This is a genomic window from Desulfotomaculum copahuensis (assembly GCF_001655685.1).
GTDB classification, from domain to species: domain Bacteria; phylum Bacillota; class Desulfotomaculia; order Desulfotomaculales; family Desulfovirgulaceae; genus Desulfotomaculum_G; species Desulfotomaculum_G copahuensis.
Genome location: NZ_LYVF01000069.1, coordinates 134217 through 151286, shown reverse-complemented (window position 1 = coordinate 151286; position 17070 = coordinate 134217). Strand labels below are relative to the sequence as shown.

The 17070-nt window shown below is 58.2% G+C and carries 19 protein-coding genes; 4 read left to right on the top strand and 15 right to left on the bottom strand.

Annotated elements, in window-relative coordinates:
• Positions 1-85 precede the first annotated feature (85 nt).
• The 4 genes from A6M21_RS19255 to A6M21_RS06335 all read left to right on the top strand — a co-directional run bounded on the left by A6M21_RS19255 (position 86) and on the right by A6M21_RS06335 (position 2791).
• Positions 86-214, top strand: a complete 129-nt coding sequence (locus A6M21_RS19255) for a hypothetical protein (RefSeq protein ID WP_282434532.1) — start codon at positions 86-88, stop codon at positions 212-214.
• Between the two features lie 144 nt (positions 215-358).
• On the top strand, positions 359-2077 hold the full coding sequence (locus A6M21_RS06340; protein WP_066667066.1) for a stalk domain-containing protein: 1719 nt from the start codon (positions 359-361) through the stop codon (positions 2075-2077).
• A gap of 347 nt (positions 2078-2424) precedes the next feature.
• Positions 2425-2565 carry a hypothetical protein gene (locus A6M21_RS18670; protein WP_161486017.1) on the top strand — a complete coding sequence of 47 codons (141 nt, stop codon included), beginning with the start codon at positions 2425-2427 and terminating at the stop codon, positions 2563-2565.
• 28 nt (positions 2566-2593) lie between these two features.
• Positions 2594-2791: a hypothetical protein gene (locus tag A6M21_RS06335; RefSeq protein WP_151191820.1), complete on the top strand. Its 198-nt coding sequence runs from the start codon at positions 2594-2596 to the stop codon at positions 2789-2791.
• 211 nt (positions 2792-3002) lie between these two features.
• Here the strand turns inward: A6M21_RS06335 and A6M21_RS06330 are convergent, their stop codons facing one another.
• From A6M21_RS06330 to A6M21_RS06270, 15 genes are all read right to left on the bottom strand, one after another.
• On the bottom strand, positions 3003-3767 hold the full coding sequence (locus tag A6M21_RS06330; RefSeq protein WP_066667063.1) for an alpha/beta fold hydrolase: 765 nt from the start codon (positions 3765-3767) through the stop codon (positions 3003-3005).
• 104 nt (positions 3768-3871) lie between these two features.
• Positions 3872-4723 carry a tyrosine-protein phosphatase gene (locus tag A6M21_RS06325; protein ID WP_066667062.1) on the bottom strand — a complete coding sequence of 284 codons (852 nt, stop codon included), beginning with the start codon at positions 4721-4723 and terminating at the stop codon, positions 3872-3874.
• A gap of 106 nt (positions 4724-4829) precedes the next feature.
• Positions 4830-5666 (bottom strand): enoyl-CoA hydratase/isomerase family protein, encoded by an 837-nt coding sequence (locus A6M21_RS06320; RefSeq protein ID WP_066667061.1) that lies wholly within the window; start codon positions 5664-5666, stop codon positions 4830-4832.
• A 158-nt stretch (positions 5667-5824) separates the two neighbouring features.
• Positions 5825-5950, bottom strand: coding sequence for a hypothetical protein (locus A6M21_RS19250; RefSeq protein ID WP_282434531.1), 126 nt, complete (start codon positions 5948-5950; stop codon positions 5825-5827).
• 1 nt (position 5951) lies between these two features.
• Complete coding sequence (locus A6M21_RS06315; protein WP_066667060.1) at positions 5952-7076, bottom strand: sodium ion-translocating decarboxylase subunit beta; 1125 nt, start codon at positions 7074-7076, stop codon at positions 5952-5954.
• Positions 7077-7121: 45 nt separating this feature from the next.
• Entirely contained in the window at positions 7122-7352 is a 231-nt protein-coding gene (locus A6M21_RS06310) for a biotin/lipoyl-containing protein (RefSeq protein WP_066667055.1), read from the bottom strand.
• An 18-nt stretch (positions 7353-7370) separates the two neighbouring features.
• A complete protein-coding gene (locus A6M21_RS06305) occupies positions 7371-8909 on the bottom strand; it encodes an acyl-CoA carboxylase subunit beta (protein WP_201721838.1) in 1539 nt (512 codons plus the stop codon).
• 29 nt (positions 8910-8938) lie between these two features.
• Positions 8939-9103: a hypothetical protein gene (locus tag A6M21_RS18665; RefSeq protein WP_161486016.1), complete on the bottom strand. Its 165-nt coding sequence runs from the start codon at positions 9101-9103 to the stop codon at positions 8939-8941.
• 1 nt (position 9104) lies between these two features.
• Positions 9105-10262: a glutaryl-CoA dehydrogenase Acd gene (gene acd, locus A6M21_RS06300; RefSeq protein ID WP_066667053.1), complete on the bottom strand. Its 1158-nt coding sequence runs from the start codon at positions 10260-10262 to the stop codon at positions 9105-9107.
• Between the two features lie 202 nt (positions 10263-10464).
• Complete coding sequence (locus A6M21_RS06295; protein WP_066667052.1) at positions 10465-12228, bottom strand: adenine deaminase C-terminal domain-containing protein; 1764 nt, start codon at positions 12226-12228, stop codon at positions 10465-10467.
• A 200-nt stretch (positions 12229-12428) separates the two neighbouring features.
• Positions 12429-13502, bottom strand: coding sequence for a 6-hydroxycyclohex-1-ene-1-carbonyl-CoA dehydrogenase (gene had / locus A6M21_RS06290; protein WP_242868784.1), 1074 nt, complete (start codon positions 13500-13502; stop codon positions 12429-12431).
• A gap of 12 nt (positions 13503-13514) precedes the next feature.
• Positions 13515-14279 carry an enoyl-CoA hydratase/isomerase family protein gene (locus A6M21_RS06285; RefSeq protein WP_066667050.1) on the bottom strand — a complete coding sequence of 255 codons (765 nt, stop codon included), beginning with the start codon at positions 14277-14279 and terminating at the stop codon, positions 13515-13517.
• 75 nt (positions 14280-14354) lie between these two features.
• Positions 14355-15485 carry a 6-oxocyclohex-1-ene-1-carbonyl-CoA hydratase gene (gene oah, locus A6M21_RS06280; RefSeq protein WP_066667048.1) on the bottom strand — a complete coding sequence of 377 codons (1131 nt, stop codon included), beginning with the start codon at positions 15483-15485 and terminating at the stop codon, positions 14355-14357.
• 12 nt (positions 15486-15497) lie between these two features.
• On the bottom strand, positions 15498-15908 hold the full coding sequence (locus tag A6M21_RS06275) for a Zn-ribbon domain-containing OB-fold protein (protein ID WP_066667046.1): 411 nt from the start codon (positions 15906-15908) through the stop codon (positions 15498-15500).
• A gap of 6 nt (positions 15909-15914) precedes the next feature.
• On the bottom strand, positions 15915-17069 hold the full coding sequence (locus A6M21_RS06270; protein ID WP_066667044.1) for a thiolase domain-containing protein: 1155 nt from the start codon (positions 17067-17069) through the stop codon (positions 15915-15917).
• Position 17070 lies beyond the last annotated feature (1 nt).

Genomic DNA, 17070 nt, shown 5'->3' with positions numbered 1-17070 from the left:
GGAAAAGGCTTTTTATGTCCACAAATGGAACACTCTTTAAACGGTGGCATATTATAACAAGAGAAAAAGAAAGGAGGATTCATTGATGCCCGAGTATGAAAGCGCGGATGTCAAAACCAGGGCTTTTACCGGCATTGAATTTGCCCTGGGTGTGGTCATTGCCATTCTGGGCTTCCTGGTTCTGGTCGGCGGCGTGCTGGTAGCAATCTTTTAACGGAAAAATTTAAAAAAGTTTTCTTAAATACGGAACCAAATGCCACTCACCTTCGTCTATAATATACGGAGGTGATTTTTTTGTTTAATTGCTAAAGGCATTTTTCCGGCGCAAAAATTCCGACAAAAGAGGCGACATTCTTTAATGAAACGGACACCGGTTATTTTATCGCTGATTCTGATGCTGCTGCTTGCCACCTGCCTGCCCGGCCCGGCCATGGCCGCCGCGGATACACCGTTCAATCTACATACGGTTGTATTAACAACAAATGAAAAATCCGCCCTGGTTGACAACCAGCCGGTAACCCTGCCGGCGGCGCCGCGGGTTGAACAGGGAGTCACCCTGGTTCCCCTGCGTTTTCTGGCCCAAACCGTGGGTATGGACGTCTACTGGAACCAGGAAGCAAAAACAGTCACCTTAAGCGTCTACGATCAGGAAATCGATCTCACCTTGAACAGTACCGCCGCCATGGTCAACCATCAGCCCTACCAACTTGATCAGGCCCCCCGGATTATTGACGGCGTCATGATGGTGCCGCTGCGTTTTATTGTTTCGGCGTTCGGCGCCGGAGTGGATTACCAGCCGCAAACGCATGAAATCACGCTTACCATTGTTCCACCAGCCCCGCCGCCACCCAATCAACCACCGGTGGCCAGGTTTAGCGTGAACAAAACCACTGTTGCCCAGGGGGAGACGGTAATATACACCGATCAGAGCTATGACCCGGACGGGGACAAGTTGATTGCCGAGCAATGGACGGGCAAAAAGCGCGCTTTCTTTAAACCGGGACAGTATACCGTATCGCTGCAGGTGGAGGACAGCCGGGGCAACTGGAGCCAGCAGGCGCAGGTAACCATCACCGTTACCAATACCGTGCTCATGGACGAGGTCACCTACAACCTGCAGAATCCCATTCCGGGTGAACCGCTGGATATCTCCAGGCTCAAAGCTTCCCAGTTGCCGGAACTGTCCCCGCAGCGCCAGGATGGGACACGTACCCTGCTGATGAGCAATAGCCCGGAAAAAATCACCACGGACGGCATTCTGTACATGGATACGGTTGCCGGGCCGGTCCGCCTGTTTTATCACCACACCAACGACAGTACGGTGGACCGGCAGGTTTACGTAGTGGCCGCCAACCCGAACTCATATCCGGTCAACATCACCATGGAAAGGCAGGCCACCGCCGGTCCCGGCGACCCCATGTCCATGGGCCGCGCCGGCACATCGCGGTTTCTGCAGCAAAACAGCGTCATGCCCCAACCGCCAATACAGCTGCCGCCCGGTCAAAGCATTAATCTTTGCCAGGCGGATGTTCCGCCGGGACAGACGGTGCACGGCATTTTTGATCTCAACGCCGACGCGCCGGTAACCTATTATTTCATCACGGTCAGCGCCGGTACCACCGGTCCGCTGTTCGACCTGCCCCTGTTGCCGCCGGATCCGCTGCATACCAGGGGTACGTTTCAACAATGCGACCGGCGGCTTGCCCTGACCGTACCGGGCGGCAAAAACAGCCGGCTCATCCTGGCCGACGGGAAAAGTGATCCTTATATTTCAGGTAAAAACGCTGCGGACAACACGACCGTGACTGACAAAGGCAATTACGGCGTGCTTTATGAGCTGGACCTGACATCAGGCACCCGTGTGGGCATCCTGGCCAACGCCCGGGGCGGTCCGTTCGCCGGGGCGATGCGCTTCAACGGCCAGACATTTAACGTCCCCAGCACGGATGGCGTGCTGGCCAACCCCGATCGCGGCGCGATGGTCGGCGTGCTGATGCCGAACCAGCCGGCCAGGCTCTGGTTCATGCCGCCGTCAGGCTCCCACCTGCCGTTGAACCTGCTCTTTATACCGTTTTAAACCGGACACAGGATGCCGGCCGGCCCGCCGCCCACCGGTTAAACCCGCCCCGGTACCGTTTTGGACCGGCCGGTACTCCTGCAACCGTTCGTCAAATCACCGCCCGCCGGCATAGATAGCTTAAACCGGCCCGCCGCATCAAAGACAAACAGTTTCCCCCCAGTGCCGCCCGCCGGGCGGCTTTTTATTTGTGAAACGTTCGCCTTGTTATTTGGTCACCTGTTTGATTGTGAAACGATCGACAGCAGCTTTCATGCCGTTACCAGGTATTTGAGGCTGTTGACAGGTAAACCATTTCACTTTATATTGCAATCCCTTATGATGGTTGAAAAGGGGGGGTTGCCATTATGAAAAGCGCTTACACATATCAGGAGCACAGCCAGGTTTGGGATGTTTCGGAGCAGATGATCCGGGACGTGTTTGAAATGGTGGCCCTGGGCGCCGCCAGTGTCGCCTTTGGTTACCTGCTCCATATCCTTCTCTTTTAGTCCCGTTACCGTAAAGGAGGCCGGCGCCATGTTACCGTCAATGAAAATGAAGAACAATAAGGAAAAGGCCTACCAGGCGGCCAACCGCATTTCCGGCATATTAAAAAAATACGGCGATCAGATGGACCTGGCCGATCTGGTGGATGTGATGGAACACCTGCGGCAACTGGTCATGCTGTCCGGAGCATGTTGCCCGGATGAGTTTGAAGTGGTCAGGGTATCATAACGGTCCGTCCGGAGCTCAAGATTATTCACGGGTGAGTAAACCCACATGTCTTGTGAAGATATTTTTAATAAATCAAGCGTTGAAGCATTAATAAACATTTGCCACTCTACCTCGTGCCTTCGTCACCATATATAATGCCGTGTTTGCCATTCGCGCCTTCACTATCACCGCATTAAAACAGCCCCCGGGCTTACACCCGCGGGCTTTTAACTTATTGCCACCTGTTCTTGAGCAGGCCGGCGATGATTTGCAAACTCTCCGGATTGCTGAAATAAGCCTTGTGCCCCCGCACGGGATTAATCCGTTCAATGAGAAACTGCCTGTTTTCATCCAGTCCCCGCACCACCCGGGGCAGGGCCTGCGGCCAGGCAATATCCACCACCCCGGCCAGATTGGTCCAGTAGCTCACGGCCGGCCGCGCCTGCAAATCAGCCCGCCGTTCCACTCCCTGGCGGAACCAGAAGAGGGGACTGCCCAGGGTAATGAAATGAGCCACGCGTCCGGCCAGGGGCGGGCTTTTTTGCAGCGCGCAATAAGCCACGATGGAACCCAGGCTGTAGCCGAGCAGGTGCACCGGTTGGCCGGCATTATGCAGGAATTCGTAGACGCGCCAGTTCACCGCCTGGTGAATCTGCTCCACATGCAGGTAGGTGTATATATCGCCGAAGTTATCAACGATCAAATCGGTCAGGCTGTTCAAGGAGAGCCGTGATTCCCGCACCAGGTCTTTCTCCTCATTCAAAACAGATTGCACGTACAGACGCAACTGCGTCCGCCAGGCGGTATGGGGGGCCGAATAATAATACTGCTCCCCCGGTCCGGGCACCAGGTCGTAATAATAAATGCCGTTAAAGCTGGCCTCATCCAGTGGCAGGCCCTGGCCGGCCAGTTCCTTTTGCAGCGGTGCGGCCCATTCCCGCCAGTAATCCCGGCGCGTATCGTTACCCATGCCGTGGATAAAAACGACTATTCCCATCTTCACCCACCCCGGCCAGTCTTTTTATAAAATTTATTCGGCCGGGCGGAAAGATATGAAACGAAGAAACGGATAATATTTGATCAAGCAATAATGGCGCCTTTTCACTGCATATTTCCGGCCGGGGGAACAACCGCCCGCCGCCGGTCCGGAATTTCCCGCCCGGCCAGGACGGCCTGCGGATTAACCTGTAAAATCAGCCGCTGTATCTCCGGCGCCAGGTGTGCTCTCATCCATTCCAGTGCGCCGGCCAGGCTCAAAGGGCGCCTGTACGCACAATGCGCGTCGGAGCCGATAAAGTGAACCCGGCCGAGCTTAATCAGTTGACAGGCCAGTTTGCGCTCCGCCTCCCCGTACTCGCCGCACAGGCTGCCGGCATTCAGTTGAACGAGCATGCCTTTTTCTTCCAGGCCAGCCAGCCAGCCGGGCTCCCGCTGAACGCCCCGGTGGCGTTCCGGATGCGCAATTACCGGCCTGATGCCCAGCAGGAGAATTTCCTCGAGCACCTTTTCCATCTCCGCCAGTTGGCCCAGAAAGGGCAACTCAACTAATATATGTCTGCCCTGGTCATTAACCGTCAGCACTTCCCCTTTCCGGATCAGTTCCGGTAAACCGGGAAACAGCTGCGCCTCCACGGCCGGAAAAACAGCCAGCGGAATACCGGCCCGGTCCAGTTGCGCACGCAATGTACCGGTATGCTCCAGGACGCGCCGGCGGGTATTGTGATAACGGAACTGAATATAATGAGGGGTCAACAAAACGGCGGTTATCCCTCCGGCCACGGCCCGGCGGGCCATGAGCAGGGATTCGTCCGGGAATGCCGCCCCGTCGTCCAGGCCGGGCAGCAGGTGGGCGTGAAAATCAATCATGTTGACCAGGCTTTCTATCCTGAAGATTAACAGGCTCTTGTCATTCTTCCGCCGCCGCACCCGCAAATACAGGGAAGTGCGGGTCAAACGGTACCTGTTCCCGTTTGGTCCGTTCCCGGCGCCGTTCCGTACAGCATTTCAACTCAAGCGGCGCTTCGTTTGCATACTGTTATCGGTACCGGCCGGGCGGGAATCATTTCCCTTTGAAATCAGGCTTCCGGCCTTCAAGCAAGGCCTCGACCCCTTCCTGATGATCCGCCGTCTCCGTGATGATGGCCATATGCGAAGAGATCAGATCCAGTGACGTGCGCAAATCTGTTTTCAACCCCTGGTAAACGGCACGCTTGATCATTCTCACGGCCAGCGGCGGCCCGGCGGCAATCCGGTCCGCCAAACAGTATGTTTCCGCAAGCAGCTTTTCCCCCGGCGCCACCCGGTTGACCAGGCCGATCCGGTACGCTTCCCGCGCACTGATCATCTCCCCCGTCCAGAGCAATTCCAGCGCCTTGGCCAGGCCGACCAGCCGGGGCAGGAAATATGCCCCCCCGTCGCCGGGCACCAGGCCCAGTTTTACATATCCCTCCGAAAAGCGTGCCTCTTCGGCGGCCAGGCGCAAATCACACATCAGGGCCATGTCGCAGCCGGCGCCGATGGCATCTCCGTTTACAGCGGCAATAACCGGCTTGTCGATGTCTTCCAGGGTCAGGGGCACCCGGTGAATCAGCTCCCAGAGACTTCTTTTCTTGTGACAGGCATTGTTCCGGCCCGCCGGCGGGAAATCACTTTCCGGGAAAAAACCGGCGCCGCTGGCCATGGCCTTTATGTCCCCGCCCGCACAAAACGCCCGGCCGGCACCGGTGAGGACGATAACACGCACTGTGTCGTCCGCCTGCGCTTCTTTCAGCGCTTCCACCCAGTTCCGGATCATGTTCACCGAAAAGGCATTCAGTTTTTCCGGACGGTTCAAAGTAATGGTGGCGATATGCCCCCTTTTTTCATAAATCAGTTCCGGGGCTGTGTTTTTTTCCATGGAAAACCTCCGTGTGCAGTATCATTAATTTCCTGTCCGGCGCAGAGCGGTTGCTTTTGACCGGCGGCCCGCATCCGGGCCGCCGGCAATAGCGGATCTCTTTCATCATTTTAATAGAGGCGCCATGGCGTCGTAAAGCATCCACCGGGGTAATTGCATTATCCAAGCCTTTTTAACAAGTTGATGATCAACCCGAAAAACCAGAGCACAAAAAAACAGGCGACAAAATCAAAGGCACTCAGCACCAGCGCGCCGGACAGGGTGTCCGGAATGATCCCCTGCATCTCAATGCACCCCCAGTAAGGTCAACATGATGCCGCCGGCCACAGCGGTGCCCAGAACGCCCGCCAGGTTCGGCCCCATGGCGTACATGATTAAAAAATTATAGGGATTGTCTTCGATTCCCACCGTATGGGATACCCGGGCCGCCATGGGCACGGCGGCAATCCCCGCCGAACCGATTAACGGATTAATTTTTCCCCCGGACAATTTGCACATGATTCTGGCCGCCAGCAATCCTCCCGCCGTGCCGGTGCAAAAAGCAATCAATCCGAGCACAACGATTTCCAGGGTCTTTAAGTTGACAAAATTTTGCGCGCTCATGGTCGAACCGATGGCCACTGCAATGAAGACAGTGACGATATCCAGGAAGACGCCCCCCAGCGTATCCGCTATCCTTTCAATGACACCAGATTCCCGGATCAGGTTGCCCAGCATCAGGCAGGAAATGAGCGGCGCAATGGGCGGCAGCAGGGAATTGACCAATATAATCATCATGATCGGGAAAACAATCTTTTCCCGTCTGGACACCGGCCGCAGCTGCTCCATGGCCAGTTCCCGCTCCCGCCGGGGCACCAGCAGCCTCATGATCGGCGGCTGAATCAACGGCAGCAGGGCCATGTAGGAATAAGCGGATACGGCCACCTGCCCCAGCAGGTGGGGAGCCAGCTTGGTGGACACATAAATGGCCATCGGGCCGTCCGCGCCGCCGATAATGCCGATGGCGCCCGCTTCCTTAATCGTGAATCCAAGCAGTTTCGCTCCCACCAGGGCGATAAAAATGCCGATATGCGCCGCCGCGCCGAGAATAATCGTACTGGGATTGGCGATCAGCGGCCCGAAATCGGTCATCGCCCCCACCCCCAAAAAAATCAGCGGCGGATAGATCACCTTTTCTACGCCCAGATAGTTGAAATGCAGCAGGCCACCCACGTCCATCAGACCGGTGCCGGGTATGTTCACCAGAATCGCTCCGATGCCCAGGGGGACGAGCAGGAAGGGCTCGTAGCGCTTCTTGATCCCGAAATAGATGAACAGAATGCCGAAGCAGATCATAACCAGGTTGCCGGCGGAAAAGTTATAAATACCCGTGGCATCCGCCATCACCCGCAAAATACGCAGAAACTCCATCGCTCCACCTCCAAAACCGGGGCGGTGATCCGGAACCGGCGGCCGTTACACTTCAATGACCACCAGGGGATCGCTGGTATTCACCTTTTGACCGGCCGAAACGGCAACTTCCCTTACCACGCCGTCATAGGGCGTCAACACCCGGTTGTACATTTTCATCGCCTCCACGATCAGCAGCAGATCGCCCCGTTTTACCTGGTCACCGGGCTTTGTCTTCACTTCCGCCACTTTCCCCGGCACAGGCGAAGCAATTGTTTTTCTGTTGTTCTCACTCATCAGTCACACCTCCTATTGTTAAAGGGTGATATTGGAATACTTCTTCCACGGCCCGGTCACCTGTTTGTTCTCCAGCAGGTCCAAAGCCGCACAGATCCTCTGCCTGGTTTCCGAGGGCATGATCACGTCGTCGATGTAACCCCGTTCGGCGGCGTTATACGGGTTTTCGTAAAGGTTACGGTATTCCCGGATGCGCTGCGCCCGGACCGCTTCCGGGTCAGCGGCGCTTTTGATTTCTTTGGCGAAAATGATGCTGGCCGCCGTTTCCGCCCCGACAATGGTCACCGTGGCTTCCGGCCAGGCAAAGACCAGATCCGCGCCCGTGTCTTTGCAGCACATGCCCAGATAGGCGCCGGCGAAGGATTTGCGCACAATCACACTGATCTTGGGCACGGTGGCTTCAATATAGGCGAACAACAGCTTGGAACCGTGCCGCAAGATACCCTTCCAATCCTCCTCCGGCCCGATCATGTATCCCGGGGTGTCATGGATGCTCACCAGCGGGATATTGAACAAATCGCAGCAGCGGATGAAACGGGCCGCCTTGTCCGCCGCGTCGCAGTTGATCACGCCGCCCATCCAGTCGGGCTGGCTGGCCACAATACCGGTGCTGCGACCGTTGAAGCGCCCGAAGCCGGTAATAATATTGGGCGCAAATCCGGCCATAATTTCAAAGAAATAACCGTTGTCCACCAGCCGGCGGATGATTTCATGCATGTCGTAGGGCTCCAGGCTGTGTTCCGGTACCAGGCCGTCCAGTTCCGGCACCGCCCCTGACGGTTCGCCGGGCTTCGTCACGGGCGGCTTTTCCCGGTTGTTTTGGGGCAGGAACTGCAGCAATTCCTTTGCCCGGTCCAGGCAGTCCCGGTCGTCCTCCACCACTACGTGCGTGCAACCGGACTTTACGGCATGCGCCTCCACACCGCTTAATGTTTGCAGGTCGATGTCGATGCCCAGCTGCGTCTTGACGAAAGCCGGGCCGGCGATGCCCATAAAGCCCGCTTCCCGGCACTGCAAGACAAAATCCTGCATCACCGGATGGTAGGCCTGGCCGCCCAGGCAGGGGCCCATCAAAAGCGCAAGCTGGGGGATGACGCCCGAGGCGCGGATCTGTGAACGGAACAGCCAGGCGTAGGCCTCCAGAGTGTCGATCCCTTCCTGCAGCCTGGCGCCGCCGGAGTCGTTCATACCCACAAAGGGGATGCCCATTTCCCGCGCCAGGTCAATCGCCCGGGCGAACTTCTTGCCGTGGTATTCGCCAAAGGTGCCGGCCATGGACGTATAATCCTCGGCGGCCGCCATAACCGTCCGGCCGTTTACCTTGCCGTAGCCCACGATCACCCCTTCGGCCGGTATTTCCTTGCCGGCCATGCCGAAGCCGGCCTGCCGGTGCTTGATAAACATGCCGGTTTCATTAAAGGTCCCCGGGTCGAAAAAATATTCCATCCTTTCCCGGGCCGTCCATTTGCCGCTTTGATGCTGTTTGGCCACCGCTTTGGCGCCGCCCATCTGCTTGATTTGCTCCCGGCGGCGGGTCAGTTCCGCATAAAGTTCCACCGGCAACACCTCCATTCGTATTATTTCAACTAGTTATTGAAAAAGCTGTTCATGGGCCGGCATTCCGCTTCCCGCCTGCCCCGGTACAGCGCCATGTGCGCTGCAGCCTTCTCCATACCGGCCGGCGGCGCGGTAAGGAAGGCCTGATACCGCCCGCCCGTCACCGACGTAACGGCCCACATGGCATTTTCCAAGTTAACGGTTGGCCTTCCGGTAACCCAGGGCGTCGGCGGCTATGATCGTTTTCTGAATGTTGCTGGTTCCCTCAACGATCTGGTAGGACTTGGCGTCCCGGTAGTACCTGGCCACGGGGTATTCCTCGGAATAACCGTAGGAGCCGTAAATTTTCATCGCATAATCGGCGCACTTGTTGGCCGCTTCCGCGGCTGCATACTTGCCCATGGAAGTTTCCAGGGTATTGGACACCCCTTTGTCCTTCAAATATGCCGCCCGGTAGACCAGCAGGCGGGCCGCCTCGGTTTCCACCACCATTTGCGCCACCATGTCCTGGATCATCTGAAACTTGCCGATCGGTTGGCCGAACTGCTCCCGCTCGTTGGCATACTGGATTACCGCGTCAATGCAGGCCTGTGCCACCCCCAGCGCCCCGGCGGCGCACCCCAGGCGGGTGCTGTCCAGCTGCTGCATGCAGATCTTGAATCCATCCCCTTCCCTGCCCAGCAGGTTGCCCTTGGGCACCAGACAGTTTTCGAAAGTGATTGAACCCACCGGCGCCCCCCAGGTGCCCAGCTTATCAGTGATCGCTTCCACGGTAATGCCCGGTGAGCGCATATCAACTATGAAAGCGGACATGCCCTTGACCCGCCGGGAAGGGTCGGTGTAGGCGTAGACCAGGGCCACGTCGGCCACCGGGGCGTTCGAGATCCACATCTTGCTGCCGTTGAGCACATAGTGATCCCCGTCCGGGAGCGCCCTGGTCTTCATGGCGGCCACGTCCGATCCGGCGTCGGGTTCGGTGATGGCGAAACAGCCCATCAAATCCGCCTCCACCAGTCCGGGGATGTACTTTTGTTTTAATTCCTCACTGCCATGTTTGAGGATGGTCAGCGCCGGTCCCAGCGCCTGCATGTTGAAGGGCAGACGCATGGACGAATGCACCCGGGCAATTTCTTCGGCAATGAGAGTGATCGCCAGGAAACCCATTTCATTCCCGCCGTACTCTTCCGGAATCACGCAGCCGAAAAAACCCAGTTCGCCCATTTTTTTGACCAAATCCCGGCGGAACCGGTGTGCTTTGTCGTCTGCATCCACTGTAGGCTGGATCTCTTTGACGGCAAAGTCGCGGGCCACTTTTTTGATATCCTGCAACTCTTCAGTCAGAGCGAAGTCCATTTTTCATCCTCCTTACGCAATTCGGCCGATCACCCGGAAAGAAGCCGGGATACGGTTGCCGTTATTACAGTAAAGCTCAAGGGCCGGCGAAGTCACGGTGAGTGGTGTATTCCCGCCGCGTCAACAGGGAACAAGAAGCAGGCTAGAGAAGCATCCCCATACCTGCAACCCGGAAAGGCCGGGATGTTCGGTTGCCGGCACGCTAATCCCGCGCCGGAAAAACTATCTTTCCCTGCCGGACGTCGTAAAGTCCGCGGGGGGTGATCCGGGCGTAAGGAATGCCTACAAAAGATAGAAAGGCCAGCGTAACAAAGGGGCGGTCGGAACGGCAGCCCGCCGCCCGCAGGTAATCCTCCACGGCCGCGAGTTCCCCGGCCAGCTCCGGCACCTCCCGGGGGGACATGATGCCGCCCACGGGCAGGGCGCATTCGGCCGTCACCCGGCCGTCCTGTACCGCCACCAGGCCGCCGCCCAGTTCCAGCATCCTGTTCACCGCAACGGCCATGTCTTCATCCCGGCAGCCCAGGACCATGGGCATGTGGTGATCGTGCGCGACACTCAGGGCCAGACCGCCTATACGTGCACCGAATCCGGTCAAAAATGCGGTGACGAACTTCCGCCCGTCCAGGTGCAGCATGCTGATTTTCAACACATCCCCTTCCGGCACCAGCAGCCCGTCCTGCACCGGCAGCGTCACCTCTTCCAGCCGGGTCAGGGTGCCGCCGGCAAAACGCATCGCCGGCACGGTTTGCCGTGCCGCCCCCGGTTCCGGCGCCGGCACCCGGAAGTGCTCCGCCCGGGGGCGGAAAGCGGGCACCCGGCCGGGGCGCCAGTCCGCGGTGGTAAAAGCAGGACAGCGGCCGGGGATGTCTGTCAGCAGTTTGCCGTTCTCCGCCGCCATTTTCCCTTCCACCATTACCCGCACCGGCACCGGATTTTCCAGTGACTCCAGGAAGTTTATGTCCGCCAGGCGCCCCGGGGCGATGCCGCCCACCAGATTGTCCAGGCCGAGATAGGTGGCCGGATTGATCGCGGCCATGCGGATCGCCCGCACGGGCGGCACGCCCCGCCCGATGGCTTCTTTGATGATAAAGTCCATGTAACCGTTTTCCATGATGTCCCCCGGGCTCATCCAGTCCGGGGTGAGCAATAGACGCCCCCGCTCCGCCCAATCCTCCGCCAGCAGTCCGGCCAGCGCCGGCAGTTCCTGCCGGATGGAGCCGTGCCTGACCATGGTGTAAAGGCCGGCCGTCAGTCTTTGTTCCACGTCCCGTGGGCTGATGCTCTCGTGGCAGGAGGTGACGCCGGCATTGATCAGGGCGGACAGTTTTTCCAGGGAGCAGCCAGCGGCATGTCCTTCCACCCGTTTGCCCGCCGCCCGGATCGCGGCCAGTTTGATTAATACCACCGGGTCGCCGTCAATCACCCGCTTCCAGCCCACCAGTTCACTGGCCGACACCACCCGCGGATGATTAAGATAATATTGAAACTCGCCGGCGGAAAGGATGTCCCCGCCCTCTATTTCCGGCAGTGCCGGGTTGGTCACCGGCAGGCACAGGTAGAACTTCAGGGGCAGGCCCTCCGTCAGTTCCAGCATCAGTTCCATTCCCCGGGCGCCCAGGGCGCCGCATAAATCATGCGTGTCGCTAAGCAGGCCGGTGGTGCCCCGCGGCACCACCGCCCGGGCCAGCGCCGGCGGGCTGGTGATATAATCGCCGTGGGCGTGGGCGTCGATGTAACCCGGCACCAGGATCTGATCCTGCCCGTCAATAATCTGCGTATCCGGACCGGTCATGGCGGTTGATGGCCCCACATAGCCGATGTGTTTTCCCTTGATGACCACATTGTAACCGCTTAACACCCGGCCAGTATAAACGCACAGCACCCGAGCGTTGTGGATGAAAACATCCGCCGCCTCCTTGCCCAGTGGCAGGTCAATCAACCCGCCGCTATTCTTCCCGGTCATTCTCAACCCTCCATGCAATGCGGTGCGATATCCCGGCCGGGCCCGCCCCGCCGCCGTTCCCCGCGGTAACTTATTATCTATGCGGTGCCAAAAAGAAACTTTTTCGCGGCCTTGTACCATTCCCGGCATTGGCAGGACACTCCGTAAGGGCTCCATCCCTTTTTGTTGCAACCGCCATTCCGGCTTTAAACACAAAGTATTTAAAAATCCGGAGTTAATATGATTCTTTTCATCAATCGACCGCTATGCGCTTCTTTAAACGCCCCGGTAATTGTGCTCATCGGCCGCACTTCCACGAACGGTTCAATCTTAATCCGCCCCTCCAGCACCAGTTTCAGCACCTCCGGGTAGTAACCGGGCAAACAGCCCCAGGTACCGATGAGTTCGGCGTCAAAAGCCATCAGTCTGGAAAACATATATTCTATTTTATGCATACCGTAACCGATGACAATCATTTTACTAACAAAGGAGAGCAGTTCCAGACCAATCTCCTGTCCGCCCCGGCTGCCGGAGCATTCGAATATTTTCCAGCCGTAATTGGCAGGCAGGCCGTTGTCTTTACAATAGGAGCGGAATTCATCCCGGATCTCCTTGATACTCTTATCCCGGCTGTTGATGGTGTGGGTGGCCCCGTACTGCCGGGCGCGCTCCAGTTTTTCCGCCACTTGATCGATGGCGATCACCACCCCGGCGTCAAGCGCGGCGGTCACCTGGGTCATGTATGAACCCACACCTCCGCCGGCCCCGATGATCACCACCCGGTCACCCGCTTTGAGATCAGCCCGTTTGGCCGCCTGGTAGGGAGTGGAAATGGCATCGGCCACCACGGCCAGATACTCAAGCGGAATTCCCTTCCGCTCCGGCACCACGCAGAGATCGGCGGCAGGAACGGGAATATGGCTGGCAAAACCGCCATACACACCCAGGCTGTTGCCCGGCATTTTCTGCGCCAGGCAGCGGTTGCCGCGCCCCATGGCGCAGATCGGACAGTTGTTGCAGGGCATGACAGCGGGGACGATTACTTCCTTGCCCAACAGGCTTTCCTCGCCGGCCACCACCCGGCCGCTGATTTCATGCCCCAGGGTGAGCGGCGGTTTGGTCACCGTAGGCACACCATCATAGAAATATCCTATATCGGTATGACATACACCGCAGGCCGTTATTTCCACCAGCACTTCCCCCGGCTTGAGCTCCGGCACATCCAGTCTGGCCCGGGCCAGCCGGCCCGGCTCGACCATTTGCCAGCATTCAATCTTTTCCGGTAAAACCATCATTTACCCCCCCCCTTATTTCCCCCGCCACACCGGCCGGCGTTTTTCCATGAAAGCGCTCAGGCCCTCCACAGCGTCTTCGGTAGCCATCAACTCCCGCAGGTAAATGTTATCAATCTCTTTTAGCGCCGCTGCGAAATCCTTGCCCAGACCGGCCCGGGCGGCCTTTTTGGTCAGCGCCAGCACCACCGGGCTCTGTGCCAGGAATTGCTGCAAAAAGTCCCTCACCCCAACGGCAAAATCGCCGGCGGGCAAGACCCTGTTCACCAGGCCCAGTTCCAGGGCACGGGCCGCGCCGAAGGTCTGACCGCTTAAAAGCAACTCCATCGCCCGCGGCCAGGAAAGCAGGCGGGGCAGCATGTAACAGGCGATGGGCGGAAAGACTCCGACAGCGATTTCCGGTTGGCCGAATTTCGACCGCTCCGAGGCCACCACCAGATCGCAACCAAGCACCAGTTCGTAGCCGCCCCCCAGGGCGGCGCCGTCCACCACGGCCGCCAGCGGTTTCTCCAGGCCGGCCATGGCCAAAAACAACCGGTCGAAAACATCGATCATTTGCCGTACTTTTTCCGGTGTATGGTCGGCCACGTCCACCCCGGCCGAAAAGGCCTTCCCTTCCGCCTCCAGGGTAACCAGCGCGCCCGGTTCTTGACCGGCCTGCTGCAAAGCCGTAATCATTTCTTCCATCATGGCAATGGTCAGCACATTCAGCGGCGGACGGTTGAGGACGATGGAAACAATGCCGCCCCCGCTTTTCAGCTTGATGAACTCGTAATTCAAACCTGCCCCCTCCTTCGTTCAGGATTGCCGTAACTTTTGGCGCCGGCAAATATACAGGTGATTAAACCGCGCGGGCTATTCCCTGCGCGGGGCCATTACGGCGTCAACCAGCTCCTGGTCGAAGGGCCTGGCTTCCGACAATAGTTGACGGTACCGGATAAAGTCAATTTGATCCTTGCCGGTCAGTTTCTTGTTGTTAAAAGCATTAAAGCCCAGGTAGGCCTCGCTCATCATGTTAGCCGCCAGCCAGTGGCGGCTGGCCAGCTTGGATTGATCCCAGAAGAATTTTTTCTTGGCCCGGACGCCGTCAACGGACATCATCAGGCAATGTGGAAAGAGGTTGGTCAGCGTCCAGACGACTTCGTTCACTGCGGCATCCAGCAGGCTGAAATCAACACTGCACTCCTTAACCAGTTTTCTGGCTTCGGCCGCCGCCTGACCCTGCACAAACTCGCCGTAAACGATCTGCCCGCCGTCAACAAACTGATCGGTGATCACCTGTGGATTACGCATAAATTCCCCGTCTTTTTTGAGCACCGGCACCACTTTGGAGATCAAGCCCAGGTGGGCCATCTTGTAAGCGCTCCACAGTTCGCAGGAAATGCAGTTCCACATCGCCCGCTCCATGCCCAGGTACCAGTGGATGAAATCGGTAGAACCGCCCACCGGCGCCGACCCGTGCCGCGGGCCGGCCTGGCCGAAAACGGCCAAATCGGAAGCAAGGCTGATATCGCAAGCCATGCCGATCTCCTGCCCGCCGGCCACACGCATGCCGTTCACCCGGCAGATGACCGGTTTCTTGCACATTAAAATACCATCTACCATGCCGTTGAACAGATCCATGTACAGTGCGTACTCGCTGGGGTTGCCGCTGTAGTATTCGGCGTACTCTTTGGTGTTGCCTCCGGTGCAGAACGCCCTGTCCCCGGCGCCCGTAAAGACCACGGCCACCACCGAACGGTCCATGGAAGCGCGGTGGAATCCGGCGATCACGCCCTTGACCATTTTGGTGGTGTAGGAGTTGTACTGGGCCGGGTTGTTCAAGGTTATCCAGGCGGTGTATAATCCCTGCACCGGGTTACCGCCGGGGTCTGTAACCGCCTTTTTTTCGTAAATTACCCCGGGCGCCTCGCTCATAAAGTGCGCATCGTCAAAGATGTCATGGTCCTTAATGTCTGTTTGACGCGGCCATTTGTTCAAATCCATTTTTATCTCCCCTTATGCCGGTAAAAATTCATAGGTAACCTGCCCGCCGGGCAGGGTAACCACCGCCGGTTGCAATAACATACCCACCCTGACCGCCGTCTCCGGCACATCCGCGTTTAACTGCCCGAATACTTTGACCCCGTTGAAGTCCACCAGGGCCAGGGTATAGGGCGCATCGGATTCAAAACCAGCCGGCCCGTAGTTGACCCGGGTATAGCTGACCAGGCTGCCGTTTCCTTCTATTTTCGCCCATTCCAGGCCGCTTCCCAGACAGCCGGCGCAATCCGCCCGGGGCGGAAAATAAACCCGCCCGCAGGCCGGACAGCGGGTGGCGCACAGTTCACCCTTTTCCAGGTAGTCTACAAAAGCAGACACCCTGGTTTGAGAGGTAAAACCTTTACGGCCGAATTTCTCAAACCCCATGTCTTTTCACCTCCCCAGGATGATTACGTTACCGTAAATGCCCACACCGCCGATATTGTGCACCAGGCCGATGGCCGCCCCCGGCACCTGAACCGGGCCGCCCTGACCGCGCAGTTGCATGACGATGGTGCGCACCTGCGAGCATCCGGTGGCGCCAATGGGATGACCTTTGGACAACAGTCCACCATCCACATTGACCGGGATCTTCCCGCCCAGATAGGTTTGTCCTTCCCGGATCAACCCGGCTCCTTCGCCCGGTGCGGCGAAGCCGAGGTTTTCATAGGCCATCAATTCGGCAATGGTAAAGCAGTCATGCACTTCTGCCACGTCAATGTCCTGCGGCCCCACCCCGGCCATGGCGTAGGCCTGTTCCGCCGCCACCCGGGCGCAGTTCAGGCCATCCAGAGAACGCCGGCCGCTTAAGGTCATTGAATCTGAAGCCGACCCCAGGCCGAGAATCCAGACGGGATGGGGGGACATCTCTCGAGCCCTGTCCGCCCCGGCCAGGATCAGGCAGCCGGCGCCGTCCGCGTTGGCACAGCAGTCAAACCGCTTTAACGGGCCGGCCACCGTGTCCGCGTTAAGCACCTGCTCAAGACTGACTTCTTTCCGGTACACGGCCTTTTCGTTTAATTTTCCGTACTTTCCCGCTTTAACCCGGATCAGGGCCAGGTCTTCTTCTGTAGTGCCGTACCGGGCGAAATGGGCGCGGGCGTGCATGGCGTAATAGGCCGGCATGGTGCTGCCGAAGGGCGACTCCCACATGATGTCGGCGCCGCGCCCCATCCTTTCCTGAGCTTCCGCGGAAGTGATCTCGGACATCTTTTGAAAACCAATTACGACCACAATGTCGTGCAGCCCCGATTTAATCAGCCCGTAGGCCACACGCAAACCGGTGGTACCAGACGAGCACAGGCTCTCCACGGTAAAACAGGGTTGCGGATTCAATCCCAGGTACTCGGCCAGTAACCCGGCCGGACTGCGCTGTTTGTCGTACTCCGGAGCAGAGCAGACCACCGAGGCTGCAATGTCCCCCGGGGTAAGTCCGGCATCCCGCACCGCCTCGCGAAAAGCCTCAAAAACCAGTTCACGGATCGAACCCGCATACCCGCGCACGAAGGCGCTCTGACCGGCACCGATTATGGCTACATCTTTTGACAAG